The organism is Kluyvera sichuanensis (assembly GCF_040930405.1).
GTDB lineage: Bacteria > Pseudomonadota > Gammaproteobacteria > Enterobacterales > Enterobacteriaceae > Kluyvera > Kluyvera sichuanensis.
In genome coordinates, this window is the sequence record NZ_CP162271.1 from 3194699 (window position 1) to 3219793 (window position 25095).

The following is a 25095-nucleotide window of genomic DNA, read 5'->3' on the forward strand; positions in this document are numbered from 1 at the left end:
TTACCGTGCAATTAGCTTATTTAATAAAACTCACGTGCTGACAAATTTCATCCGCGACGATCTCTTTACGCTGGTTGAAAATAACTTTGTTCTGCTCGAACAGGTTATTACCATGCGTATCAATCGAAACAATTAACGGACCGAACTCTTTAACCCGGCAAACCCACAGCGTTTCCGGCATACCGAGATCGCGCCACTGCGCACCCTCAATCTCTTCAACGCAGACCGCCGCCACCACTGCACAGCCCGCAGGGAACACGCAGTGCAGCGCCTTATGCTCCGAGCAACCCTCTTCAGTGCCTTTGCCCATACCGCCTTTGCCAACAATTAACTTCACGCCGGTTTTAGCAATAAACTCTTTTTCAAACTTCTCCATGCGCATACTGGTAGTTGGGCCAACGGAGACCATTTCGAATTTATCGTCAGAACCTTTTATTGGCCGAACAATCGGACCAGCATGCAAAATTGCGCCGCCGTCAATATTCACCGGCAGTTCGCGACCGCCTTCAATTAAGCGGCGATGCGCCACGTCACGACAGGTAACAATATGACCGTTGAGGTAAATAATATCGCCCGCCTTAATATCCGCTAAATCTTCATCTTTAATCGGCGTGGTGAGAATTTTTTTAGTCATCAGAAAGTCACTCCTGTGTGAGAGGTGATGGTGTAATTCAGATCTTTATCGAAAACGATATGACCTTTACGGTGCGACCAGCAGCCGACGTTAACCGCCACGCCGATGGTAGAAGGATGGCGAGCGGTATTTTCAATATTGACGCCCATGACTGAGGTATTACCGGACATGCCCTGCGGACCAAGGCCAATCTTATTGATGCCGTCTTCCAGCATTTTCTCCAGCGAAGCCGCTCGTTCATTGTCGTTGCGCGACCCAACCGGACGCATCAGCGCTTTTTTCGACAGCAGCGCTGCCGTCTCAACAGAGGTGGCCACCCCAACGCCCACCAGCAGCGGCGGACAGGCGTTCAGGCCATAGCTGGTCATCACGTCCAGCACGAAACGGGTCACCCCTTCGTAGCCTGCTCCCGGCATCAGCACCATCGCTTTCCCCGGCAGCGAGCAGCCGCCGCCCGCCATGTAAGTGTGAATACTGCACTGGTCAGAATCAGGAACAATTTCCCAGAACACCGTTGGCGTGCCTTTACCGACGTTTTTGCCGGTGTTGTATTCGTCAAAGGTCTCAACGCTGTTATGGCGCAGCGGAGAGTCAACCGTCGCCTGGATTACCGCTTCACGCAGCAAGGCCTCCAGCTCGCCGATCAGCGGAAAGTTCGCACCGCACTCCACGAGGAACTGGATAACGCCGGTATCCTGGCAGGAAGGACGATCTAACTCCTTAGCCAGACGTTGGTTATCGAACATGGTGGTGAAGATGACGTTCGCCAACTGACTGGTCTCTTTTTTCTGTAATTCTTCCAGTTTGACCGTGACGTCATCAGGTAAGACTTTACCGGTATATCCCACAAATTTGGCCATAACATCGGTCATATGGGATATCTGCTCACGTTTGCTCATAAATACTCCTTAGTCAGAACAGCGTCCGTAAATTACGGGTGAAAAGGGAAAAGGATTGGCAGCAGAATCAGGCTGACAATGGTGGAAACGATGATGAGAGGGATACCGGCTTTGGCGTAATCGACGAACTTATAGCCGCCAGCGGAGAGCACCATCATATTGGCGGGCATCCCGATAGGTGTGGCATAGGCGCAGGAACTGCCGATAACCGTTGCCATCAGCACGGCGCGCGGGTCGGCACCCATGCCTGCGGCGATGGAGAGACTCACCGGCACCAACAGCGCAACGGTTGCGGTATTGGACATAAAGTTGGTCATGATAACCGACAGAGCAAACACCACGACCAGCAGCATAAACGGTGAGGAACTGTCCCCGAGCAGGCCAATTACGTAGTCCGCTACCAGCTTGCCAGCCCCGGTCATTTCCAGCGCTTTTGCCAGCGCCAGCGTGCCACCGAAGATGAAAATAGTTTGTGAATCAATCGCCTTATAGGCCTGTTTTTCCGTCAGTACACCGCTAACAACCAGCACCAGTGCACCGATACAACCGGCAACTGCAAGGCTAATCCCGGTCTGTTTTTCGAAAATCATGCCGAGGATCGTGGCGATCAGCACCACCAGTGACAGGATCTGCTTCCAGCGCGGCACGTGACTGTAATCACGCTGCTCGCCAATGCTGCCAACTTCGCCGTTGTTGGGATGATTTGGCAGGAATTTATAGCCAATAGTCAGGAAGTAAATCATGCCGCAAACTAGCATCGGCAGACCGACTTTAGCGTACTCAAAGAAGCCAAAACCGCTGCCAATATTCTGCAGCGCCGACTGCGCAATCAGGTTGCCCGGCGCGCCAATCAGCGACAGGTTACCGCCCAGCGCGGCGGCAAAAACCAGCGGCATCAGCAGGCGGGAGCGGGTAAATCCCGATTTAGCCGCCACGCCAATGACAACCGGAATCAGCACCGCCGCAGTGCCGGTGTTGGAGAGAAAACCGGACATCACGCCAACCACCACCATGATGGTGAAGATCAGCTGCTTCTCCGTTTTTGCAAAATAGGTAATCACGCCGCCGACTTTGTTTGCCATGCCGGTTTCAAACAGCGCGCCGCCGACAATAAACATCGCCACAAAGAGGATGACGTTGGTATCGATGAAGCCGGAAAACGCCTGCTTCAGATCGAGGACACCGGTGAGAACAAGCGCCACGCAGACGATCATCGAGGTGACCGCAAGCGGCACTTTTTCCCAAACGAACATTGCAATGGCAAACACCAGTAAGCATAGGGTGATGGTAATAGGTTCCATGTTTATAATTATCCTATCAATGATATATGATATTGTATCCAATATTGACGAGGCAAAATTATTCCCATACAAAAACTAAGTCAATTCGTTTTTCAGGAAAGCTTCAGGATTGAGATCTGCGTCAAGATCGTCATACGATCCTGACGGTCAACGATGAAATTAGGGTCAGAAGGCTATCGCCTGCGGTGATACGCAGGCGGGAAGATCAGGATGTGGGCTCTTCAACGTAGCGCGTCAGCATATTCTCCATAGAACGGATAATGTGTGCGCGCATACGCTGCCGGGCCAACGTCTCATCATGAATTTCAAGGGCTTGCAGAATACTTTTATGTTCCTGGATGGAAATTTCGGCATACTCTTCTTCGGTAACCTTGTGGCCCATTGAGAGTCCATTCCACATGTTACAAAGCAGTACTTTCATCTTTTCATTGCCTGCCGCATTCCAGATTTCCATGTGAAATGCCTGGTTCAGGTCTGAATATTCAGCGGAATTATTGGCGGCCAGCGCCTTTTCTGCCGCGTAATGCACCTGTGCAATACGCGAAATATCGGTTCCGGGGCGAGAGGCTTTAGCAACGGCCTCGCTTTCAAGCAGAGCACGGATCTCATAATGCTCGCGAATCGTCTGCTCATTGATCCCTAAAACCACCGCGCCTTTATTAGGGCGAACCTTAATTAACCCATCGGCGGCCAGAATCTGAAACGCTTCGCGTACTGGCATGCTGGATACGCCAACCATTCCGGCGATCCCTTCCAGGGTAATCTCCTGACCCTCTACTAATTCCCGCGACAGAATAGCCTTACGCAGCACCGCAGCTACCTGTTCTTTCGCTGAAAGAAGCTTAATTTTCCCTAATTTAGGCTTCTGCACTTTCCCAATCCTTCATATGTTGACGCATTATTTCCGCTAAAGAGAGGAAATAACGCTGCGTAGCCTGCACAATCTCGTCGTGTTGGCCCCGGCCTATCGCCGCGCTGAGTTCCATCAGCAGCAACGCTGACTCCTGGCACTCTTCCTTCAGATGTAGAATCACATAGGAGATATAGCCATCCAGGAACTGCTGATAGGCTTTCTCAAGATAGCGATTGTTAACATAAGCAATCAGCGCAAGGTGAAACTCAAGCTCAAGCGTTTTGTCTTGCCCGCTCGCCAGCGCCTGGGCGCGAGCGCTCAGCACGTCTGATGCCGTTGACGGAATAAGCGTAAACAGCTCTGCAGCCATCACCGCAATAACGCGAAAAATATGGCTGACATGGTCGGGCTCAAGATGGGCAACCTGCATATGCCGATTGGGCAAACGGATCAAAAATCCTTCTTGCTCAAGCGACTGCAGCGCCTCGCGAACCGGCATGCGAGAAAGCCCTAGCTGCTCAGCAATACTCTCCTGCGCCAGCTCTTCTCCTGCACGAATATTGCCGGAGAGAATCTCATAGCGCAGCATTTGGGTAATGTGATCGCGAGTTTGCTTTCTTTGGATCTTTTTCACGACGTTCTCGTTGATAACCAATAAGACGCGGGGAGTTTAGCAGATTTAACGTTTGATCGAGCAACCTGTTTGCGGGCACGCGGCCTGAAAGAAGCCGGAACGAACGTTCCGGCATCACACACTATTTATTAATAAAATCTTCGCCAAGCTGAATATCTTTTCTCAGCGTATCCAGCATCCCTTCCAGCGCCTGCTGCTCGTAAGCGCTCAGTTTGCCAATAGACTGACGTTCTTCAATCCCGTTTTTGCCGAGCAGCAGCGGCTGTGAGAAGAAACGAGCGTATTCGCCATCGCCTTCAACATAGGCACACTCAACCACCCCTTTCTCGCCCTGCAAGGCGCGAACCAGAGACAGCCCAAAGCGTGCTGCAGCCTGGCCCATGGACAGCGTGGCTGACCCGCCGCCGGCTTTTGCTTCCACCACTTCGGTACCCGCATTCTGGATACGTTTGGTCAGGTCATTCACCTCCTGCTCGGAGAAACTGACCCCTGGGATTTGCGACAATAAAGGAAGAATCGTGACGCCAGAGTGGCCGCCGATAACCGGAACTTCGACGTCGCCGCATTTTTTACCTTTCAGTTCAGCGACGAAGGTATTGGAGCGGATGATATCCAGCGTGGTCACGCCGAACAGTTTATTTTTGTCGTACACGCCCGCCTTTTGCAGCACCTCGGCGGCGATCGCCACGGTGGTGTTCACCGGGTTGGTAATGATACCAATGCAGGCTTTTGGCGCGGTTTTTGCGATTTGTTGCACCAGGTTTTTGACAATCCCGGCGTTAACGTTGAACAGATCGGAGCGATCCATACCGGGCTTACGAGCTACCCCGGCAGAGATCAGGACAACATCCGCCCCTACCAGCGCAGGCGTCGCATCTTCACCAGAGAAACCTTTGATGTTCACATCAGTAGGAATATGGCTGAGATCGACAGCCACGCCAGGCGTGACGGGGGCAATATCATAGAGGGAGAGTTCTGAACCTGAAGGCAGTTGGGTCTTTAGTAGTAGGGCAAGCGCCTGGCCAATACCGCCGGCGGCACCAAGGACTGCGACTTTCATCCTAAACTCCTTATTATGGTTAATGACATTCAGGTAATAACCTGTCGTGGACCGCATAACCGACGCAAGAGATACCTGTTGTTACTCCGTTGCGGCGACCTTAATTCACAAGGTAAATAATTACAATATAATTGCTTACAGAATGCGGAGCCTCCAGCAGCATTGCTGGCGTTACCGCACTACTCCCCGAAAAAGGTCTATCTACGAAACCAAACTTTCATCAACTATCGATTACAATATACTCAGCATGTTGCGTAAAACAACAGCAATTTAATAACAATTCATTTACTTTTAACTTATTTGGATCCCGTGATATAGGCATGTTTCTTAGGTCTAATTTTTGCTAAAATCCCGCCTTTCTCTATTTGGCCTAGCCCCTTGGGATAAATTGTTTTGCATAAAAATTCACCTATATGCATAATAATGTTAATTTCACCACCATAGTCAGGTGACTTATGCGAAGTTCCACTAAACAAGAAGAATTAGTTAAAGCCTTTAAAGCATTACTGAAGGAAGAAAAATTTAGCTCTCAGGGCGAAATTGTTCAGGCCTTACAGGAAGAAGGCTTCGATAATATCAACCAGTCCAAAGTCTCCCGTATGCTGACGAAGTTTGGCGCAGTGCGTACCCGCAACGCCAAAATGGAAATGGTTTACTGCCTGCCGGCTGAGCTGGGCGTGCCAACCACCTCCAGCCCGCTGAAGAACCTGGTTCTGGATATTGACTACAACGACGCCGTCGTCGTCATTCATACCAGCCCTGGTGCAGCGCAGCTGATTGCACGTCTGCTGGATTCGCTGGGCAAAGCGGAAGGGATTCTCGGCAGCATTGCCGGTGATGACACGATCTTCACCACGCCTGCTCGGGGTTTCACTGTTAAAGATCTCTACGAGGCCATTCAGGTTCTGTTCGAACAGGAACTGTAATCCCTCGCGATACTCCTCTGGTTCCTCCGGAGGAGTCTGTTTTCCCGCCAACGCCCCGCCGTTTTCACTGCCGTTCCGTTAACATTTAGTGCGATTCTTTGTGCATTCACATAGATACAGTGAATATATCCCGACTTAAGCGCACAAAACATCAAATTATCCTATCTTTTTGATTTTACGCATTATTGGCCGACAACTTTGCCAAAATATGCGTTTTTTTATACGTATATGTTCTAAAAATGACGATTCCTGACAAGTAATTACACGGGAAACAATTAGCGGGGTATTAATATTTCATGTGATTAGTGTATACTTAATTTCGTGATGAGGGTCACAAAACAAAGGCCTTCCAAAAAAATTCGACGAGGTGAGTATCATGAAAATCAAAACTACCGTTGCCGCTCTGAGCATCCTATCCGTTATCTCGTTTGGCGCTTTCGCCGCTGATTCTATCAACAGCGACCAGGCACAAACCCGTCAGTCAATCGGCACCGTTTCCATTGGTTCCGTCGGTTCAACCCCGATGGATATGCATGAGATGCTGAACAAGAAAGCGGAAGAACAAGGTGCATCGTCTTACCGCATCATTGAAGCGCGTACTGGCGATCGCTGGCACGCAACGGCTGAACTGTATAAATAAGACGCAGTACGTCGGTATTGAAAAAAAATATCCCCAGCGGTCCCAGGAATAAGCATCAGCATCCTCTCACCGCTGCAAAATAAGGTGAGGAGTAAAGTATATGAAAAGCGCAATTATCATCGCATCCCTTGGTCTGGCATCCGTACTCTCTTTCGGCGCAAGCGCCGCAGTACATCAGGTGAGCGCAGATCAGGCACAGAACCTACAGTCCATCGGCACCGTTTCCGTTTCACAGATAGGTAGCGACCCAATGGATATGCGTAGCCAGTTAGCCGCAAAAGCAGAGAAAGAAGGCGCTAGCAGCTACCGCATTATCGAAGCCCGTTCCGGCGACAGCTCGCACGCTACGGCTGAACTGTACAAATAAACCCTCGTCGTCTTGTCCGACGACTTGCCCTCGCCTTTCGGCGAGGGCTTTTTTTATCCGCGCTGAACGTTAAACCGCAGCATGCCTTCAAGTTCTTCTTCCGCTTCATCAAACAGCAGAATCAGCGCGCCGTAGCGTCGTCGCTGCTTATCGTCCATGTGCAGGAATTCAATCTCCAGCGGTAGCGGTATTACATTGCCGGTCACCACGCTCCAGAGCGCGTCCAGATCGCGAATCGACTCACGATCGAGGGCAAAAAGACGGGCGAACTCCCGATAAAAATCGCCCTGATCCTCTATCTCGTCAAAATCAAAAGTATAGATTTTCATCTTACGCCCTCTCCCCTATTCAACAGACTAAAGTCCCCCAATGTGCAGCGTTTTCACCTCGAGGTACTCTTCCAGCCCCAGCACTGAACCTTCGCGCCCAAGCCCCGACTCCTTCACGCCGCCAAACGGCCCCAGCTCGGTTGAAACGGCACATTCGTTAATGCCGATCATACCGCTCTCCAGCGCCTGCGAGACGCGGAAGACGCGGGACAGGTTCTGGGTGTAGAAATAGGCCGCCAGACCGTAAGGCGTATTATTCGCGCGCTGAATAACTTCGTCTTCATCGCTAAAACGGAAGCAGGCCGCTAGCGGACCAAACGTCTCCTCCTGCGCCAGCAGCATTTTTTCCTGACAGTCACCCAGCACCGTCGGCTGCCAGAAGTTACCGCCCAGCGCATGCGGCTGCCCACCAGCCAGCACTTTGGCCCCTTTCGCGACAGCATCCTCAACGTGTTCACGCACTTTTTTAACCGCAGCAGCCTCAATCAATGGCCCCACGATCACGCCGTCATCCAGCCCGTTCCCCACCTTCAGCGCCTTCACGGCGACAGCAAGCTGGCTGACGAAGCGCTCATACACGCTGTCGTGAATATAAAAACGGTTAACGCTCACGCACACCTGTCCGGCGTTGCGGAACTTATTGGCGATAGCCCCCTGAACGGCGGCGTCAATATCCGCGTCTTCAAAGACGATGTACGGCGCGTTGCCACCGAGCTCCATGGAGACTTTCTTCATGGTTTCCGCAGCGTTACGCACCAGCGTTTTGCCCACCGAGGTTGAGCCAGTAAAGGAGATTTTTCGCACGTCATGGCTTGCCATAATCGCGTCGCTAATCTCCAGCGTATTCCCCGCCACGGCGTTCAGCACCCCGTCCGGAATCCCCGCTTTCTTCGCCAGCGCCAGCAGTGCGAACGCGCACAGTGGCGTGTTATTGGCGGGTTTAATCACCCCGGTACAGCCAGCCGCCAGCGCTGGGCCAAGCTTACGGGTGAGCATCGCCATCGGGAAGTTCCACGGCGTAATCGCCGCCACCACCCCGATAGGCTCGCGGGTTGCCAGAATGCGTGAACCCGGCTTCGCCGGTGGAATTATCTCGCCGTTAGCCCGTTTTCCCTGTTCGGCAAACCACTGGATAAAGCTCGCCGCGTAGTCCACCTCGCCCTCCGCCTCTTTCAGCGGTTTGCCCTGTTCGATGGTCATCAGTTTCGCCAGCCAGCTTTTATGTTCGATGATGAGCTGATACCAGCGATACAACAGCTCCGATCGCGCCTTCGCCGTTTTCGCCCGCCAGAGTGGGAACGCACGGGCGGCGGCGGCAATCGCCTGTTCCGTCTCCACCTTCCCGGCCTTCGCAACTTTGGCGACGATCTCGCCCGTCGCGGGATTGAGCACATCAAAGGTGGTGTCGAGCTGATGCCATTCGCCGTTCACCAGGTAGCCCGTTTGAAAGAGATCGTTGTCCTGCCATGCTTGCGTGGTCATTACACCCTCCTGAAAAGTGTTTCCATCTAAGTATAGCTATCGCTTTTAGCGTAATAGTTGTCAGAATAACGATAGTCTTATTAACGGAAAGGAGCCTGCGGTGAAACGTGAATATCCTGTTTTTGATAAGCTGTGCCACGAGCTTGGGCTGGCACATCTGGCGAGCGATCGCGTGACGTTCACCGGTACAGAACCGGTCTATCCGACGCCGTTTGCCATTGGAGAGGCGGCCGCCTCCGCGCTAGCGCTACAAGGGCTGATGCTCGATGTGCTGCGAGGTAAGCAGCAGGAAATTACCGTTGATTGCCATAGCGCTGCCGCCTCAACCCACGCGGTCACCTTCCAGCAGCAGAACGGCTATAACTGGCAGTACAACGACCCGGACTACCCCACCACCGATTTCTACCTCACCGCCGACAACCGCTGGATTTTCCTGCACGGCGGCTACCCGCGTTTGCGTGATGGCATTCTGGATATTCTCGACGTGCCCAATAACCGTAGCCGCGTGGCGCAGGCCGTGGCGAAGTGGGAGGCGCAAAAGCTGGAGCAGACCATTGCCGACGCTGGGCTGTGCGCTGCCATTGCCCGCAGTCGTGAAGAGTGGCTGGCACATCCGCAGGGGCTGGCGGTGAGTCAGGAGCCGCTGATTCGCCTGACGCGGATGACCGATAGCGCACCGAAAGCCCGCCGTTACGACACGCCACGGGTACTGAAGTCGCTGCGCGTGCTGGATGCCACCCACGTGATCGCTGGGCCAACAGCGACCCGCGGCCTGGCGCAAATGGGTGCCGATGTACTGCACCTTTCATCCCCTTATCGCCCACGTATTTTGCCGTTCGACGTTGATACCAACCACGGCAAGCGCAACGCGTATCTTGAACTCTCCACCGCCGAAGGTCGCGAGACGGCGGCGAAGCTGGTCCGCGAAGGCGATGTGTTTGTGCAAAGCTACCGTCCCGGCGCGCTTGCCCGCTATGGCTTGAGTGATGAAGAGATGGCGCGGATCAATCCCCAAATCATTACGGTTAACCTGAACTGCTACGGCCACCGCGGGCCGTGGAAAACACGGCCGGGCTTCGAGCAGCTTGCTCAGACCGTGACCGGTATGGCGGTAGCACAGGGCGGCGCGGGCCAGCCGGTGCTGGGGCCAACCTATCCGAATGATTATCTCAGCGGCTATCTCGCCACGCTTGGCGTGCTAATGGCGCTGGAGCGTCAGCGTAATGAAGGCGGTGCATGGCGGGTAGATGTGTCATTGTGCCGGACGGCGACGTGGCTGCAACAGTTGGGCAAGCAGGCGGATTATCAGACGATTGCCCCACCAGGCGAAGCGGCGATTACCCGTTGTATGGTGACCGAGCAGGGACCATTCGGCGAGTTAAGCTACTTCAACAGCGCGCTGGAACTTGCACAAACACCGATGGCGTTTGCGATGCCGGCCATGCCGTTAGGGGCGCATCGCGCGGAATGGTGGTAGGGCTCCCGGAGTCGCTGCGCTCGTCCGGGCTACCTGCGATTTGTAGCCCGGACGAGCGCAGCGACTCCGGGAAAAACACTTAACTGCTCGTGAGTGCACCCTGGTATTTATGCAGCATCGACACCAGCCGCTCAACCGGCTGGGTCACCTGTTCAGGCGCTTCCCAGACCCGCAGTTTTTCCTGATAAATCCCCAGTTCTTCCAGCAAGCGCGTAAAGTAATAGCGGCGCTTGTCGTCGCTGCTGGCAGAGATCACCTTGTCAGCCGTGCGGCGCAGTTGGCGGTGGAATGCCGACAGATCGTCATTCACCGGAATGGGCGCATCGCGCAGACGTTGGTGCGCAATAATCAGCGTCAGCGCCAGGCGGAACTTGGCGATATCACCGGGGAACTTATTCAGCAGTAAGAACAGCTGTTGGTAGAGCCCCGGCAGATGATTCTCTTTCCGACGCGCCATATTGGTGGTCATCGCCGATACCGCCGCAAACACAAACTGGTTCAGCAGCACGCGCCCGGTACGCAGGCGGGAGTTATCGCGGATCAGCAGAATAACGATAAACGCCATGAAGCAGCCGACAATCTGCCCTAATGCGCTATCAAGGAACTGGCTGAAGTGGAAGGTCATCGGGTTATCCAGCACCAGAATGTTGATGGTACTGGCCAGTGCCCCCATCGAGCCCAGCCGCCGTTTTTGCACTTCAATACCGATAAAGAAGCACATCACCGCCAGGCTAATACACAGCAGCAGCATGCTTTGCTGGGTCGCGGGAATGATGATAAGGAAATAGAGCGCCCCCAGCGGCAGCGCCGCGATGGTGCCGTAGATAAAGTCTATCGCCACCATGCGCGGGTTCGGCAGACGCATTGCCAGCGAGGTGACCACGGCGATCATTACCATCGCCCCGCTACCGGAGGTCCAGCCGGTCCACAGCCAGAACAGAATGCCCAGCGCGCAGGAGAGCGTGGTGCGCCAGAAGTTAATCATCGCGTGGTGACGCTCGGCGGATTCCGGGCGCACCACCACTTCACTTTGCAGGATCTCTTCTTCGCGGGCGCTGATTTTGGCATTGCCAATCACCCCGCGCTTGAGCAGCAGATAACGCGTCGCGGCCCCTACCCAGCTGTAGATAGTGACCGGCGTATCGTGCTCGCCTGTCCACGCCAGCACGCGGCGCATCCGTTTAAGCTGACGATGAACATCTTGCACCGTCTCAACCGGCTCTTCGAACAGCTCACGATAGGCGTCAGTGACCAGCTCAGGCCGCGAGTTTTGCATGATGAAGGTTTCACAAGCCTGGGTCACCATGGTCAACGAAACGGTGTTCAGCGCCTTCAGGCGGCGGTTGGCCCACGCCCAGCGTGAGGACTCCATGTTCAGATTGCCGCGCATCCCTTCCAGCGCTGCCGTACGCCGCAGCAGCGCCAGCCAGGCCTTGTCCATTTCATCGCTGTCGCCGTGTTTGATACACAGCTGCATCAGGCGATATTGATCGATAAGAATGCCGTCGAGTTCGCTATCGATCTCTTTTTTGATCGATCGCGGCGAAAACAGGAGATCGGCGACGATCGCGCAGATAATCCCCAGCACGATTTCGCTACAACGCTCAACGGCAAACTGCGGCGTCAGCAACGGTTCGGCCTGAATGGTGATGACGATAATCAGCGCCGTGTAGCCGGAGAGCCCCCAGGCATAGGAGTTCTCCACGCGCACCAGCGAGGAAATCCAGGTACAGAAACCGGCCCAGATACTACAGACCAACAGCATCAGCAGCGGCGCGCGAATCATGGTGATGATAATCACCAGCGCCGCAATACAGCCAATAAAGGTGCCGACAATACGCAGCATCCCACGATAGCGAATCGCCCCTGCATAGGGTTCCCCACCTGCAGCAAAGGCCGGGCCAGCCGCCACGATAGCGGCAGTCAGTACCGCCCAGCGGGGCGTTTCAAGCTGAAAGTGAAAGCCGACAAACAGCGCCAGCACCACCGCGCATGCCAGTTTGACGGCAAAGCGGATGTGCTGGTTGGCAATACTAAAAATGCCCATGGCGATTAACCGAACTCACGCAGGCGCAGCGCTAACTTCTGGAAGAAGCTCATGCGGCTGGCATCGCGATCTTTCTCACCGGTAATGACCACCGTGGCGGTAGTACCCGCAGGCCACAGGTTGCCCGTCTCTTCATCCAGACGAATACGCACCGGCACGCGCTGGGCCAGACGAACCCATTCGAGGTTAGAGTCGATGGTCGCCATCCCTTTGCTGTCAACGCTGCTGCTGGCGTTCGTCACGCCTGCCGCGACGCTATCAACGGTGCCTTTAATCACGTGGTTGCTGCCCAGCGGGGTAATTTCGGCACGGTAGCCCGGACGGACGCTTGAGAGCTTGGTCTCTTCAAGGTAGGCCATCACGTAGAAGGAGTGCTGTTTAACCAGCGCCACCGCCGTCGAGCCGCGGGTGATAAACTCACCGGCATAGACGTTAAGGTTAGTCACCCAGCCATCTGCCGGGGCACGGATCACCGTACGATCAAGGTCGAGGCGCGCCAGGTCGCGAGTCGCCTGCGCTTTAGCAAGCTGGTGCAGCACGGTTTGTAGAACGTTATTGGATTGGTCAATCTCTTCGCGTGACATCGCGATGACGCCCAGCTTATTACGGCGCCCGGCTTCACGGCTTTTTTCATCGGCCAGCGCTTTATAATAGGCCACGTCAGCGTCGGCCTCTTCCAGCGCCTTCTTGTAGCGCGGCTGGTCAATGATAAACAGCACCTGATTTTTGCTAACCAGTTGGTTATCCTTGACCTGTACGTCGGTAATCAGGCCGGAAACGTCAGGGGCAATGGCGACAACGTCCGCGCTGAAACGCGCATCGCGCGTCCACGGAGATTCGGTGTAATAGACCCAGGCGCGGAAAATCGCGATGAACGCCAGGATGACCAGTATCACCGTAATAGCGGTGCGGGAGATTTTTCTTGTTAGTGTTTTCACATCTACCTCAGACGAACAAACGTGATATTAGATAAAACAGGCAGCAGTACAGTGCGGTGTTGAACAACGCAGGATGCCAGACAAAGTCGTAGATCCCGGTCGGCGTCAGCACGCGACGCACCAACCAAAAAATGGCGAGCGATAAGAGCAGCTCAAAGAAAATCGGCGGGAATGAGAGACCGAAAATCACGATGACAGGAAACAGGCTCATGTTGACCTTACTAGACTAGCGTGCAGGTGAGATTGGAACTTTAATTATTCAGCTAACAGTATTTTAACGTAACTGTTATCGCCTTATCTACATAGTGTGATGCAAATCACTTTTAAGCCAGAGTGAACAATGGAACGACTAAAACGGATGTCGGTGTTTGCCAAAGTGGTCGAGCAAGGCTCCTTTACCGCCGCGGCGCGCCAGCTACAAATGAGCGTTTCGTCCATCAGCCAGACTGTCTCTAAACTGGAAGATGAGCTGCAGGTCAAACTGCTTAACCGCAGTACTCGCAGCATTGGCTTAACCGAAGCCGGTAAAATTTACTACCAGGGCTGCCGCCGCATGCTGTTCGAAGTTCAGGATGTTCACGAGCAGCTTTACGCTTTTAACAACACGCCAATTGGCACGCTGCGCATTGGTTGTTCTTCAACTATGGCACAAAATGTCCTCGCTGCCATGACGGCGGAGATGCTGAAAGAGTATCCAGGTTTAACGGTGAATCTGGTGACGGGCATTCCGGCGCCGGACCTGATTGCCGACGGCCTGGACGTGGTGATCCGCGTGGGCGCGCTGCAGGATTCCAGCCTCTTCTCCCGACGCCTTGGCAGCATGCCGATGGTCGTCTGCGCGTCGAAGAAATACCTCGCGCAGTATGGCGTGCCCGAAAAGCCAGCGGACCTGAGTAACCATTCATGGCTGGAATATAGCGTGCGTCCCGATAACGAATTTGAGCTGATTGCCCCCGAAGGGTTGTCGACCAGGTTGCTGCCAGAAGGCCGATTTGTCACTAACGATCCGATGACCATCTCCCGTTGGCTGGTGGCCGGTGCAGGGATTGCCTACGTGCCGCTGATGTGGGTGATCAATGAGATCAACAGCGGTGAGCTGGAGATCTTATTCCCACGCTATCAGTCCGATCCTCGCCCGGTGTACGCGCTGTATACCGAAAAGGACAAGCTGCCGCTCAAGGTGCAGGTCTGTATTAACTATCTGACCGACTATTTTGTCGAAGTGGCGAGGCTGTTCCAGGGGATGCGGGGGAGAAGAAAGGAATAGTGACAGGCCGGACAAGCGAAGCGCCATCCGGCCTACAAACAGACATCAATGCACCTCAAAATGAGGTGCATTTTTTTCAGGTCAGGCGGTACCGCCCACCGTCAGATTGTCCACTTTCAGGGTTGGCTGGCCAACGCCAACCGGCAGGCTCTGGCCTTCTTTGCCGCAGACGCCCACGCCGTTATCCAGCTTCAGATCGTTACCAACCATCGAGACCTGCTGCATGGTTTCGATACCGGAACCGATAAGCGTCGCCCCTTTCACCGGCTTGGTCACCTTACCGTTTTCAATCAGGTAGGCTTCCGAGGTGGAGAAGACAAACTTACCGGAGGTGATATCCACCTGGCCGCCGCCAAAGTTTGGCGCGTAAAGGCCGTACTCGACGGATTCAATGATCTCCTGCGGCGTGGATTTCCCGGCCAGCATGTAGGTGTTGGTCATACGCGGCATCGGCAGGTGCGCGTAGGATTCGCGGCGGCCGTTACCGGTAGGCGCAACGCCCATCAGACGAGCGTTAAGCTTGTCCTGCATATAGCCTTTGAGGATCCCGTTTTCGATCAGCACGTTGTACTGGCCCGGCGTCCCCTCATCGTCGATCGCTACGGAGCCGCGACGGTCAGACATCGTGCCATCATCCACGATGGTACAGAGTTCAGAAGCCACCAGTTGGCCCATCTGGCCGCTGAAGACCGAGGTGCCGCGGCGGTTGAAGTCGCCTTCCAGACCGTGACCGACCGCTTCATGCAGCAGTACGCCCGGCCAGCCCGCGCCCAGCACCACCGGCAGCGTACCCGCAGGCGCAGCCACCGCAGAGAGATTCACCAGCGCCATGCGCACCGCTTCTTTCGCCCAGGCATCGGCGCGCACTTCGCCGTCAAGGTCGGCAAGGAAGTAGTCATAGCCAAAGCGACCGCCGCCACCGCTGGCGCCGCGCTCGCGTTTACCGTCATCTTCCACCTGCACGCTAACTGACAGGCGCACCAGCGGGCGCACATCGGCAGCCAGCGTACCGTCGGTCGCGGCAACCAAAATCAGTTCATAGACGCCGGTCAGGCTCGCCGTCACTTCCTGCACGCGGCTGTCCGCCGCGCGCGCGACGCTGTCAACGCGGCGCAGAATATCCAGCTTCTCTTCGCGGGTCATGCTTTGCAGCGGATCCAGCGAGGTATAGAGCGCAGGGTGCTCAACCGCACCCAGCGTCTGCACTTTACCGTTGCCCGCATCGCGCACAATGGTACGCGCTGCCTGCGCGCTCTGTTCCAGCGCCAGCAGGCTAATCTGATCGGCGTAGGCGAAGCCGGTTTTCTCACCGCTCACCGCACGCACCCCAACACCCTGGTCGATATTGTAAGAACCATCTTTAATGATGCGATCTTCTAAAACCCAGGATTCGTGGTAGCTGGACTGAAAATAGAGATCGCCATAGTCCAGACGACGCTCCGTGAGTTGACCAAGAATGGCGAACAGATCCTGATGGTTCAGGCCGTTCGCTGCCAGCAATTGTTCACTTACCAGGTTTAGACTCATTATTTCGCTACTCGTTAATGGCCCGCGCGCCTCACGCATTTCGGGCCGGTATTCCGGGTGTTTGTCTTATGAGATTGAGGCAATTCAAGGCTTGCGTCAAATCATGGCTTTTTGTCGCTGCGCGCCTGGCGCAGCACTTCGTTAATCTGAGGCTTATCAATCGGGCCGGTGATGCGATAGCGCAGTATCGACACTTTGTTCCACAGCGGCCCCAGCACTTTGGTCGCAGCAAACACCGCGGCGCCAATAATCGGGTTCACCGCGAAAGCCGTCGCCACGCTGACCGTCGCCGAAATTTCCGGCGCAACGATGGCTTCCATATCCAGCTCGCGGCGCACCAGGTTAACCGACCCTTTCATGGCGATATCCGCCTCCAGGCCGTCCACCAGCGTATCATCCGTATTCAGTACGCCGTCTTTGATCCACGCGGTGCTGCGGATGGAATCAAAGTAGAAGCCTTCGCTGAAGGTGTCGCTAAAGTCAAAACGCAGCTTACGCAGCAGCGCATCGACGCTCAGCAGACGTAGCAGTTGCCCGGCATGTCCGGTCGACAGATCGGTGAATTGCCCTTTGCCAACGTGCGATTTCAGAATGCCGTTAAGCGAAGCGACGTCTGGCTGCCACGGTTTATCGCGCCAATGTAAATCGTAGTCTACATCAACGGAAGAATCGCGAATCGGCGTCGAAACCCCGAAGAAAGCCGTCGCATCATCAATCTTATTGCCATGAATTTTGCCTTTCAGCGAGGTGCGCTGCCCGGACGGCGAGTTTACCCAGACGCCATCGGCGGTTAAGCGGCCAAAGCCGGTATCCACCAGCCCGTTGGCAAGCGTTAGGGTGTCGCCCTTCACATTGAAATCACCGTCGATGCGGCCATATTTCTGCCCCCACAGCCAGCATTCGGCGCAGCGCAGCTGCAGATCGGGCCAGCCACGGAAATCAATGGCGCTGCTGGCGGCAGCGGTGCTGAGCATCTTGTCTGAGGTAGCCTGCGCCAAAGGGTTCGCTGATGGGTTGTAGTAGAGATAGCGCACGGCAGCCTGCCACGGCGCGTGGTTTTTCATCGTCAGGCTGGCGTTAATTTCACGCCCCTGAGCTTCCACGCGGGTGCCGTCTACCGTCGGCTGGGACACCACGCTCAGGTTATTCCACTGCTGACCCGCAAAGGTCAGCGACGGAGTGCGCAGCGTAACGTTTTCCGGGAACGCAGCCGCGGAGCTCACACCATCGGCCGCGCCGTGCTGGAACAGCGCCAGCCACTGCGCGCCGTCCATTGGCGGCATATTCAATTCAACGCCCGGCGTTTGCGGCAGCGGCGGAATCGTCCGGCTATCCGAAGCCCAGATAGCGCTCTCCAGCGTCAGCTTTTTCCCCAGCAGCCAGCGGCTATTGAGATGGTTTTCCGGCCCGACGTTCCCAGTCAGAACAAAGCTGTGTAGGTTCCCGTCGACGTTGAGCTTCACGGGCAACGATTTACCCGCCGCTTTATCTGCCGGAGACGGTAAGCTACTGCTCAGATTTTGCAGATCGCTGGTGATGCCCACCTTGTAGCTCGCACTGCCGTGATACGGTAGTTCAATAGCGACGTTACCTTTCCACGGCACGCTGCCTTTAAGCGCATCGTTAAGCTGTTTTGGCAGCACGCCCGTCTTCGCTGGCTGCCAGTCCGCCTGCATGTTGACGCCCACCTGATAAGATTTCTCGCCCTCTTTGGTGGTGAAATCGACGTTCAGTGGCTGATTGAACCAGGTGGCGGTCAGCGGTTCGCTCATCAGGTTACCGTTATCAAAGCTAAAGCGACCTTTAAGGTTATGCAGCGTGCTGTCGAGCGGTTTGATAAACAGGCTGTTATTGTTCAGCGCGACGTTACCGGTCGCTTTTACCCGCTCGCCGTCCAGCGGAATATCAAGATGTAAGCGGGCGCTCACATCGCCATCAAGCTGGAGTTCCTCAAGGGTCGCGCCGAGAGATTTGTCGAGCGGCGTCTGCTGGAAATACGGGCCGACGACTTTGCCAGGGCCATTGATATCAGCATCAATCAGCAGTTTCTCTTTGGCGTAGTCCGGGATCGCCGCGTCAAGATTGCTGGCGGTTACGCCGCCGAGCGCCGCTTTATCCGCCTTCATCCACAGACCAGCATTGATAAAGTTAAGCTCGATATTCAGGTTGGTCAGCGCAGGCCAGTCCGGCTGGAAGGCGAAGGTCGCATCGTGCAGCGGCACATAGACCTGGAACTGACCTTCGTTATGCTCGTACGGGAACAGATGCGGGTTGCCGCCGTAAACCAGGGTGGCGTTCTCCGCCTTACCGGCTTTGATGGCGCCGCTCAGGTAGTCAACTAGCTTCGTCCCCATCAGGTTTTCCGGGAAGTAGCGCCAGGCCTGCCCGCCGTCGTCGGTGCTGATACCGGCCAGAATGCCCAGCCACGGCTGATCGTCCTTCGGTTGCAGATAGCGGAAACCACCGGCGGCGCGAACGCCCGTCGCCGTTACGTCAATGTCACGCCCATCGAGCATGAACCCTCTATCGTCATTGACCCAGTTGAGGGTCGCGGCGCCTTTGGCAATCTCCAGCGGCGCGCGGAAGACGTGCTCGTACGGCATCTTCGCGTCTTTCATCGCCACATGCAGCGAACCATTCTCTACGCCACCGGTAACGTACCCGGAGACGTTCTCTGCACCGGGCAGCAGCTTCCACTGCTTCCAGCCGAGGTCATTCCAGCTCGCGTTAAAGCGCGTTTTACCGGTGTCCTGTAGCGGAATATCAATTGCCAGCGTATCGACCATGCCCGCAGGCTGGGCGGTGCGCCAGATATCGGCAACCTCAGGTGAGAGCTTTTCAGCAATCGGCAGCAGGCCGTTCAGCCCGGCGGGTGAAAGATGGCTGGCGCGAATGCGCAATTCGTCACTACGCTGATGATTCGGGCCGCCCACCTCTTGCGCCGGGATCCACGCCAGCGCCAGCGCACCGCGTGGCCACGGCGTATCGTCGATGGTAATACGGGTATCAGGGATGCGAACTTCCCAGCCCTCTTTTTCACGCGACAGGTGCGCGGTGAGGTTATCTACCGCCAGATGATGTTCCTGCTGGTCGCCCTGCCAGCTGGCACCGCCCTGCTTAAGCAGAACGTCGCCGCTGGCGATTTCGCCTTTATCCAGCGACGCCCAGCCTTCAAGGCTGAAGCGGGCGCTGGTCAGCGCAATGTTGTCCTGCATCCACTGCCCGAGCCACGGCTTCACGTCGATATCGTCGGCCTGAAGCCATAAGCGCCCTTTGTTCAGCAGGCCGTTTTCATCGCGCAGATCCATACGAACCTTCATCACCCCGTGCTGCCCGGTAAGGCTGGAGAGGCTCAACTCCCCTTCGGCACGGTGACGGTTGTCATCGTTTACCCAGGTCAGTTGGGGAATGGCCAGCTCGGCGCGCTGCCCGGAGAGGGTCAGGAAGCTTAAGTGGCTGTCGCGAAGGATGAAGTGGTCAAACTGACGCAGGAACAGATCGCCAAGGCGATCGCTCTTAAGGCTATCGCCACCGTCGTTATTTTGCAGCGGGGTATTGGTATGGATTTGCAGCTGCCAGAAGGTCAGCTCACGAAACTGCCAGCGCATGTGCAGCAGGCTTTGCCAGACATCGAGCGCCATGGAAGCACGTTTGATATCCAGCGTACCGCCGTCGTGCATGGCGACATGAATATCGCGCACGTCCAGCGTAGGACCAAAGTTTTGCCAGCTGGCGTGCAGCTGTGAAGCGGACACCGGCAGCCCGGTCACCGCTTCAATTTTGCTCAGCAGTTCAGGGCGCCATTTATCCAGATGCGGCAAGGCGAGACGCAGGCCGCTCACCAGCAGCGCGACAACGACAATCAGTGTGGCTACGGTGAGCAGCAAAATCCCCGGCAATCGCCTCACGCATCTCTCCTTGGGTCGCAGCAGGCTGCGTAATTACATCATAACCACATCAAACTGCTCCGGGTTATAGAGCGGTTCAATCTGGACTTTAACCTGCTTACCGACAAAAATTTCCACTTCCGCCAGCGCGTGGGACTCTTCGCCTTTCAGCGTTTCGGCCACGGAAGGAGAAGCGTACACCAGGAAGCGATCGGAATCATAAGCGTGATGCACGCGGACGATTTCGCGCATAATTTCATAGCATACCGTCTCAACGGTTTTCACCGTACCGCGACCGCTACAGGTCGGACATTCGGTGCACAGCACGTGCTCGACGCTTTCACGCGTGCGCTTACGGGTCATCTCCACCAGCCCCAGCGGCGAGAAGCCGTTAACGCTGGTTTTGACGCGATCTTTGCTTAGCGCCTGTTCCAGCGAGTGCAGCACACGGCGGCGATGGTCTTCATTATTCATATCGATAAAGTCGATGATGATAATGCCGCCAAGGTTACGCAGACGCAGCTGACGCGCAATCGCCTGAGTGGCTTCGATGTTGGTGTTGAAAATCGTGTCATCAAGATTGCGGTGGCCAACAAAGGCTCCGGTATTGATGTCAACGGTGGTCATCGCTTCGGTCTGGTCGATAACCAGATAGCCACCAGACTTGAGCTCAACCTTACGCTCCAGCGCACGCTGGATTTCATTCTCAACGTCGAAGAGATCAAAGATAGGCTGACGACCGCTATAGTGCTCAAGCTTACTGGTCATTTCAGGCATATATTCAGCCGTGAATTCCATTAACGCTTCGTAGGTTAGACGGGAGTCAACGCGAATTTTATCCAGCTGAGCGTCAGCAAAGTCGCGGAGCACACGCTGCGCCAACGCCAGTTCACCATACATCTGGTAGCGAGTCTGCGGGCGCTTCTTACGCTCCATGACCTTGGTCCAGACGCGCTTAAGATAGGCGGCATCAGAGGCTAAATCCTCTTCACACACCCCTTCTGCAGCGGTACGAATGATAAAGCCGCCCTGCTCATCGCAATAATCCGCGACCACCTTCTTTAAGCGTTCACGCTCGGCTTCACTTTCAATACGCTGCGATACGCCAACGTGCGAGGCGCCGGGCATAAAGACCAGATAGCGGGAGGGTAAGGTGATATCGGTGGTCAGACGCGCGCCTTTGGTTCCCAGCGGATCTTTCACCACCTGAACCATCAGGTCCTGGCCCTGACGCACCAGTTCAGAAATATCGCGGACGGTGAACTGCTTTTGCTCTTCACCCGCCACGCATTCGGTATGCGGCATGATATCGGAGGCATGAAGGAACGCCGCCTTATCGAGACCAATATCTACAAAAGCCGCCTGCATACCCGGTAAGACACGACTAACACGACCTTTGTAGATATTGCCTACTATTCCGCGTCGCGCTTCACGCTCAATATGAATTTCCTGCAAAATGCCGCCATCGATATACGCCACTCGCGTCTCCGATGGCGTCACGTTCACTAATAGTTCAGCCGTCATGTGTATCCCTTTTTTCACGTAGCGAGTTAAAGTTACTCAGCAACTCATACGTTTCCACCAGCGGTAAGCCGACTACGGCGTGATAGCTGCCATTTATCTTCCTGACGAAACAGCCACCCAGCCCTTGAATACCGTATGCACCTGCTTTATCTAAAGGTTCGCCGCTCGCAACATAGTCTGCAATGTCTTCTTCGGAAAGCGTCCGGAAGGTCACTTCAGTCATCACCAGACAGTCGAGCGTGTGCTGGCTATCAGCCAGCGCAACGGCGGTCATCACCTGATGGGTTTTCCCTGATAGCTTACGCAGCATCGCTGCCGCATGAGCCATATCGCGCGGTTTCTCCAGCACTTCACCGTTGAGGACAACAATCGTATCAGCCCCGAGAACAGGAAGGTCGTGGCGAGTTAACGCGACGCCAGCCTGCGCTTTCTCTCGCGCCAGGCGCGCCACGTACTGCTGCGCCGGCTCTTGTGGACGACGCTGCTCTTCAATGCCGGGAACCACTTTCTCAAACGTCATGCCTAGCTGAGTGAGAAGTTCCTGACGACGCGGGGAACCTGAAGCAAGATAGAGAGATACCATAACGACCTTATTGAACGGCAAATTGCTGGCGAACTTTCCGCATCAGAAGAAATATCCACGGCCAGAGCACGCCGTTTACTACACTACTCCAGAACACTTCAGGTCGGAAAGAGACGTTGATCACTAAAAACTCTGCCCAGAAAACAATAATATCCGTCGCGAGCGAGAGCAGCATAACTACCAGCGCCTGTTGCCAGAGCGCCAGATTGCGGAACAGCTGATACTTCAGCGCCACCAGATACGCCACGATGCTCAACGACAGCGCACGCACGCCAAGCGTTGAACCACTGATGAGATCCAGTATGGCACCCATCACGAGGCCCGTGCCAACATTCACGCGGTGCGGCAGCGCCAGTGACCAGTAAAGCAGGATAAGCAGCACCCAGTTTGGCCGGAAAACGATAAGGTCGTCCGGCCAGGGCATAACCTGTAGCAGCAGTGCGATAAGAAACGAGAGCCAGATTACCCAGCGTCCCTGGCTACGGTAACTTGCCACTATTGCCCCCCTGCGGAGGGTTGCGGTGGCGGTGTACCCGCAGGCGGCGTGGTTAACCCGGTTGCCGGAGCGGGAAGCTGCGGCCCCATGGTTTCAGGAGACGGCAGCACCTGAGGCATCATCTGCATCAGACGTTCATTGGCGACGCGATGCACCTCTTCCGGGGTCATCGGGTTAGTTCCGTTACGATCCGCACCCCACAGCAGCAAGAGATAGCGCAAACGCTGCAGGCCTGCCGTTGGACGAGCCTGAATCACCGTGTACGCGCGCTGCGTATCCAGCTTAACAGACGAGACGACGCCAACCGGATAGCCTTCCGGGAAACGTCCGCCCAGGCCGGATGTTACCAGCACATCACCCACACGAATGTCGGTATTGGCCGGCAGATGCTCCAGCTGCAGATCGTCCGTGCAGCCGTTACCGGCGGCGATCACGCGAATATCGTTACGCAGAACCTGAATCGGCAGCGCGTGAGTGGCATCGCAAATCAGCAGCACGCGGCTGGTGAGCTTAGCGACGGCCACAACCTGACCCACAACGCCTTTATCGCTGATCACCGGCTGGCCTTCGTAAACGCCGTTCACGCTGCCTTTGTCGATAACCACCTGGTCGCTGTAGGGATCGTTAACCGTTGAGATCACCTGCGTCACCATTTTCTGTTCGTCCTGGCGCAGCGGTGAACCTAACAGTTCACGTAAACGGGCATTTTCTTGCTTGTACTGACCGAGCATCAGCAGGTCGCTGTTTTTCAGCAGCAGTTCCTGGCGCAGTGCACGGTTTTCGAGTTCGAGCTGATCGCGTGAAGCCAGCGTTTGCGAGACGCTATCGAGCAGTTCACGAGGACCATTGGAAACAAAGTAGAAAGGACTGACGGCAGTATCCATGTACGTTCGAATTTGACTGAACATACCGAGACGGCTGTCGGCAATAATGATACCCAGCGCCACCAGCACCGCCAGGATAAGGCGAATCTGCAGCGACGGGCCACGGCTAAAAATGGGCTTCATAGGCTATGCGTATTCTCGTGTCAGTGAAATTGAGGGTAGCCTTCTGGCTACCCTGAACCTCATGCTGACTACTCTTCGCTGAACAAGTCGCCGCCGTGCATGTCGATCATTTCCAGCGCCTTGCCGCCGCCACGCGCTACGCAGGTCAGCGGATCTTCAGCAACGACAACTGGAATACCGGTTTCTTCCATTAACAGACGGTCGAGGTTGCGCAGCAGCGCGCCACCACCGGTCAGAACCATACCGCGCTCGGAGATGTCGGAAGCCAGTTCTGGTGGGCACTGTTCCAGTGCAACCATCACTGCGCTCACGATGCCGGTCAGCGGCTCCTGCAGCGCTTCGAGAATTTCGTTAGAGTTCAGCGTGAAGCCACGCGGAACGCCTTCTGCCAGGTTACGGCCACGAACTTCGATTTCACGCACTTCGTCGCCCGGATAAGCGGAGCCGATTTCGTGCTTGATACGTTCTGCGGTTGCTTCACCGATCAGAGAGCCGTAGTTACGGCGAACGTAGTTGATGATCGCTTCGTCGAAGCGGTCGCCACCGATACGTACGGAGGAGGAGTAAACCACGCCGTTCAGGGAGATAACGGCGACTTCAGTGGTACCACCACCGATATCCACAACCATGGAGCCGGTTGCTTCAGAAACCGGCAGGCCTGCACCAATTGCTGCGGCCATCGGTTCTTCAATCAGGAACACTTCACGGGCGCCAGCGCCCTGAGCAGATTCACGGATCGCACGGCGTTCAACCTGCGTTGCGCCAACCGGTACACAGACCAGTACGCGCGGGCTTGGGCGCATAAAGCTGTTGCTGTGAACCTGTTTGATGAAGTGCTGGAGCATTTTTTCGGTCACGAAGAAGTCAGCGATAACGCCGTCTTTCATCGGGCGAATAGCCGCGATGTTACCTGGCGTACGGCCCAGCATCTGTTTTGCGTCATGTCCCACGGCGGCTACGCTTTTCGGCGAACCGGCACGATCCTGACGAATGGCGACCACGGAAGGCTCATTCAATACGATGCCTTGTCCTTTTACATAAATCAGGGTATTCGCGGTACCCAGGTCAATGGACAGGTCATTGGAAAACATGCCACGAAATTTTTTCAACATACTAAGGGATAATCCTGAAAGCTGGGGCGGAAAAATAAAATCCGCTTACTTTACCAACCACACGCAGCAGCGACAAGGCGCAAAAATCATCTGCAACGGTGAAAA

23 protein-coding genes are annotated in these 25095 nt (G+C 55.3%); 5 read left to right on the top strand and 18 right to left on the bottom strand.

Going from position 1 to position 25095, the window contains the following annotated elements:
• Positions 1-16 precede the first annotated feature (16 nt).
• The 6 genes from ttdB to mdh form a co-directional block, all read right to left on the bottom strand.
• The gene (gene ttdB, locus AB2B48_RS15380; protein ID WP_368299571.1) at positions 17-634 is read right to left on the bottom strand and encodes a L(+)-tartrate dehydratase subunit beta; all 618 of its coding nucleotides are present in this window, start codon (positions 632-634) and stop codon (positions 17-19) included.
• The gene (gene ttdA / locus AB2B48_RS15385) at positions 634-1533 is read right to left on the bottom strand and encodes a L(+)-tartrate dehydratase subunit alpha (protein WP_185669812.1); all 900 of its coding nucleotides are present in this window, start codon (positions 1531-1533) and stop codon (positions 634-636) included. The genes ttdB and ttdA overlap by 1 nt, the downstream gene beginning before the upstream one ends.
• A gap of 32 nt (positions 1534-1565) precedes the next feature.
• The gene (locus AB2B48_RS15390) at positions 1566-2834 is read right to left on the bottom strand and encodes an SLC13 family permease (protein ID WP_185669811.1); all 1269 of its coding nucleotides are present in this window, start codon (positions 2832-2834) and stop codon (positions 1566-1568) included.
• A gap of 205 nt (positions 2835-3039) precedes the next feature.
• Positions 3040-3705 (bottom strand): GntR family transcriptional regulator, encoded by a 666-nt coding sequence (locus AB2B48_RS15395; RefSeq protein WP_185669810.1) that lies wholly within the window; start codon positions 3703-3705, stop codon positions 3040-3042.
• Positions 3692-4321 (bottom strand): GntR family transcriptional regulator, encoded by a 630-nt coding sequence (locus tag AB2B48_RS15400; protein ID WP_185669809.1) that lies wholly within the window; start codon positions 4319-4321, stop codon positions 3692-3694. The genes AB2B48_RS15395 and AB2B48_RS15400 overlap by 14 nt, the downstream gene beginning before the upstream one ends.
• Before the next feature lie 121 nt (positions 4322-4442).
• Positions 4443-5381 carry a malate dehydrogenase gene (mdh, locus tag AB2B48_RS15405; protein WP_368299572.1) on the bottom strand — a complete coding sequence of 313 codons (939 nt, stop codon included), beginning with the start codon at positions 5379-5381 and terminating at the stop codon, positions 4443-4445.
• Between the two features lie 455 nt (positions 5382-5836).
• Here mdh and argR point away from each other — a divergent pair, with 455 nt between their 5' ends.
• The 3 genes from argR (at position 5837) to yhcN (AB2B48_RS15420) (ending at position 7314) form a co-directional block, all read left to right on the top strand.
• Positions 5837-6307 (top strand): transcriptional regulator ArgR, encoded by a 471-nt coding sequence (argR, locus tag AB2B48_RS15410; RefSeq protein WP_185669807.1) that lies wholly within the window; start codon positions 5837-5839, stop codon positions 6305-6307.
• Between the two features lie 376 nt (positions 6308-6683).
• A complete protein-coding gene (gene yhcN / locus AB2B48_RS15415; protein ID WP_185669806.1) occupies positions 6684-6947 on the top strand; it encodes a peroxide/acid stress response protein YhcN in 264 nt (87 codons plus the stop codon).
• Positions 6948-7047: 100 nt separating this feature from the next.
• Complete coding sequence (gene yhcN, locus AB2B48_RS15420) at positions 7048-7314, top strand: peroxide/acid stress response protein YhcN (RefSeq protein ID WP_185669805.1); 267 nt, start codon at positions 7048-7050, stop codon at positions 7312-7314.
• A 53-nt stretch (positions 7315-7367) separates the two neighbouring features.
• Here yhcN (AB2B48_RS15420) and AB2B48_RS15425 read toward each other — a convergent pair whose 3' ends face one another.
• Together AB2B48_RS15425 and AB2B48_RS15430 are read right to left on the bottom strand one after the other, a co-directional pair.
• The gene (locus tag AB2B48_RS15425; protein WP_185669804.1) at positions 7368-7643 is read right to left on the bottom strand and encodes a barstar family protein; all 276 of its coding nucleotides are present in this window, start codon (positions 7641-7643) and stop codon (positions 7368-7370) included.
• Positions 7644-7670: 27 nt separating this feature from the next.
• Positions 7671-9125 carry an NAD-dependent succinate-semialdehyde dehydrogenase gene (locus AB2B48_RS15430; protein WP_368299573.1) on the bottom strand — a complete coding sequence of 485 codons (1455 nt, stop codon included), beginning with the start codon at positions 9123-9125 and terminating at the stop codon, positions 7671-7673.
• A 100-nt stretch (positions 9126-9225) separates the two neighbouring features.
• Here AB2B48_RS15430 and AB2B48_RS15435 point away from each other — a divergent pair, with 100 nt between their 5' ends.
• Complete coding sequence (locus AB2B48_RS15435; protein ID WP_368299574.1) at positions 9226-10602, top strand: CoA transferase; 1377 nt, start codon at positions 9226-9228, stop codon at positions 10600-10602.
• A gap of 79 nt (positions 10603-10681) precedes the next feature.
• On the opposite strand, the gene aaeB is transcribed toward AB2B48_RS15435, so the two are convergent.
• The 3 genes from aaeB to aaeX are packed head-to-tail and all read right to left on the bottom strand — an operon-like array spanning position 10682 to position 13798.
• Positions 10682-12649 carry a p-hydroxybenzoic acid efflux pump subunit AaeB gene (aaeB, locus tag AB2B48_RS15440; RefSeq protein WP_368299575.1) on the bottom strand — a complete coding sequence of 656 codons (1968 nt, stop codon included), beginning with the start codon at positions 12647-12649 and terminating at the stop codon, positions 10682-10684.
• A 5-nt stretch (positions 12650-12654) separates the two neighbouring features.
• On the bottom strand, positions 12655-13587 hold the full coding sequence (gene aaeA, locus AB2B48_RS15445; RefSeq protein ID WP_185669800.1) for a p-hydroxybenzoic acid efflux pump subunit AaeA: 933 nt from the start codon (positions 13585-13587) through the stop codon (positions 12655-12657).
• Between the two features lie 7 nt (positions 13588-13594).
• Positions 13595-13798: a p-hydroxybenzoic acid efflux pump operon protein AaeX gene (gene aaeX, locus AB2B48_RS15450; protein ID WP_035891204.1), complete on the bottom strand. Its 204-nt coding sequence runs from the start codon at positions 13796-13798 to the stop codon at positions 13595-13597.
• A 129-nt stretch (positions 13799-13927) separates the two neighbouring features.
• Here aaeX and aaeR point away from each other — a divergent pair, with 129 nt between their 5' ends.
• Positions 13928-14854 carry an HTH-type transcriptional activator AaeR gene (aaeR, locus tag AB2B48_RS15455; RefSeq protein ID WP_333012155.1) on the top strand — a complete coding sequence of 309 codons (927 nt, stop codon included), beginning with the start codon at positions 13928-13930 and terminating at the stop codon, positions 14852-14854.
• Between the two features lie 81 nt (positions 14855-14935).
• Here the strand turns inward: aaeR and tldD are convergent, their stop codons facing one another.
• The 7 genes from tldD to mreB all read right to left on the bottom strand — a co-directional run bounded on the left by tldD (position 14936) and on the right by mreB (position 24990).
• Positions 14936-16381 (bottom strand): metalloprotease TldD, encoded by a 1446-nt coding sequence (gene tldD, locus AB2B48_RS15460; protein WP_185669798.1) that lies wholly within the window; start codon positions 16379-16381, stop codon positions 14936-14938.
• Positions 16382-16482: 101 nt separating this feature from the next.
• On the bottom strand, positions 16483-20289 hold the full coding sequence (yhdP, locus tag AB2B48_RS15465) for an AsmA2 domain-containing protein YhdP (RefSeq protein ID WP_368299576.1): 3807 nt from the start codon (positions 20287-20289) through the stop codon (positions 16483-16485).
• A 33-nt stretch (positions 20290-20322) separates the two neighbouring features.
• The gene (gene rng, locus AB2B48_RS15470; RefSeq protein ID WP_185669796.1) at positions 20323-21792 is read right to left on the bottom strand and encodes a ribonuclease G; all 1470 of its coding nucleotides are present in this window, start codon (positions 21790-21792) and stop codon (positions 20323-20325) included.
• Positions 21782-22375, bottom strand: coding sequence for a Maf family protein (locus AB2B48_RS15475; protein WP_368299577.1), 594 nt, complete (start codon positions 22373-22375; stop codon positions 21782-21784). Before AB2B48_RS15475 ends, rng begins: the two co-directional genes overlap by 11 nt.
• A 7-nt stretch (positions 22376-22382) precedes the next feature.
• Positions 22383-22871 carry a rod shape-determining protein MreD gene (gene mreD, locus AB2B48_RS15480; RefSeq protein WP_185669794.1) on the bottom strand — a complete coding sequence of 163 codons (489 nt, stop codon included), beginning with the start codon at positions 22869-22871 and terminating at the stop codon, positions 22383-22385.
• Positions 22871-23878, bottom strand: a complete 1008-nt coding sequence (gene mreC, locus AB2B48_RS15485) for a rod shape-determining protein MreC (RefSeq protein WP_185669793.1) — start codon at positions 23876-23878, stop codon at positions 22871-22873. The genes mreD and mreC overlap by 1 nt, the downstream gene beginning before the upstream one ends.
• A gap of 68 nt (positions 23879-23946) precedes the next feature.
• Positions 23947-24990 carry a rod shape-determining protein MreB gene (gene mreB, locus AB2B48_RS15490; protein ID WP_000913396.1) on the bottom strand — a complete coding sequence of 348 codons (1044 nt, stop codon included), beginning with the start codon at positions 24988-24990 and terminating at the stop codon, positions 23947-23949.
• Between the last annotated feature and the right edge of the window lie 105 nt (positions 24991-25095).

Coding starts and splice junctions, on each gene's coding strand:
- ttdB (WP_368299571.1), bottom strand. CDS start 634: ATGACTAAAAAAATTCTCACCACGCCGATTAAAGATGAAGATTTAGCG.
- ttdA (WP_185669812.1), bottom strand. CDS start 1,533: ATGAGCAAACGTGAGCAGATATCCCATATGACCGATGTTATGGCCAAA.
- AB2B48_RS15390 (WP_185669811.1), bottom strand. CDS start 2,834: ATGGAACCTATTACCATCACCCTATGCTTACTGGTGTTTGCCATTGCA.
- mdh (WP_368299572.1), bottom strand. CDS start 5,381: ATGAAAGTCGCAGTCCTTGGTGCCGCCGGCGGTATTGGCCAGGCGCTT.
- argR (WP_185669807.1), top strand. CDS start 5,837: ATGCGAAGTTCCACTAAACAAGAAGAATTAGTTAAAGCCTTTAAAGCA.
- yhcN (WP_185669806.1), top strand. CDS start 6,684: ATGAAAATCAAAACTACCGTTGCCGCTCTGAGCATCCTATCCGTTATC.
- yhcN (WP_185669805.1), top strand. CDS start 7,048: ATGAAAAGCGCAATTATCATCGCATCCCTTGGTCTGGCATCCGTACTC.
- AB2B48_RS15425 (WP_185669804.1), bottom strand. CDS start 7,643: ATGAAAATCTATACTTTTGATTTTGACGAGATAGAGGATCAGGGCGAT.
- AB2B48_RS15430 (WP_368299573.1), bottom strand. CDS start 9,125: ATGACCACGCAAGCATGGCAGGACAACGATCTCTTTCAAACGGGCTAC.
- aaeB (WP_368299575.1), bottom strand. CDS start 12,649: ATGGGCATTTTTAGTATTGCCAACCAGCACATCCGCTTTGCCGTCAAA.
- aaeX (WP_035891204.1), bottom strand. CDS start 13,798: ATGAGCCTGTTTCCTGTCATCGTGATTTTCGGTCTCTCATTCCCGCCG.
- aaeR (WP_333012155.1), top strand. CDS start 13,928: ATGGAACGACTAAAACGGATGTCGGTGTTTGCCAAAGTGGTCGAGCAA.
- tldD (WP_185669798.1), bottom strand. CDS start 16,381: ATGAGTCTAAACCTGGTAAGTGAACAATTGCTGGCAGCGAACGGCCTG.
- rng (WP_185669796.1), bottom strand. CDS start 21,792: ATGACGGCTGAACTATTAGTGAACGTGACGCCATCGGAGACGCGAGTG.
- AB2B48_RS15475 (WP_368299577.1), bottom strand. CDS start 22,375: ATGGTATCTCTCTATCTTGCTTCAGGTTCCCCGCGTCGTCAGGAACTT.
- mreC (WP_185669793.1), bottom strand. CDS start 23,878: ATGAAGCCCATTTTTAGCCGTGGCCCGTCGCTGCAGATTCGCCTTATC.
- mreB (WP_000913396.1), bottom strand. CDS start 24,990: ATGTTGAAAAAATTTCGTGGCATGTTTTCCAATGACCTGTCCATTGAC.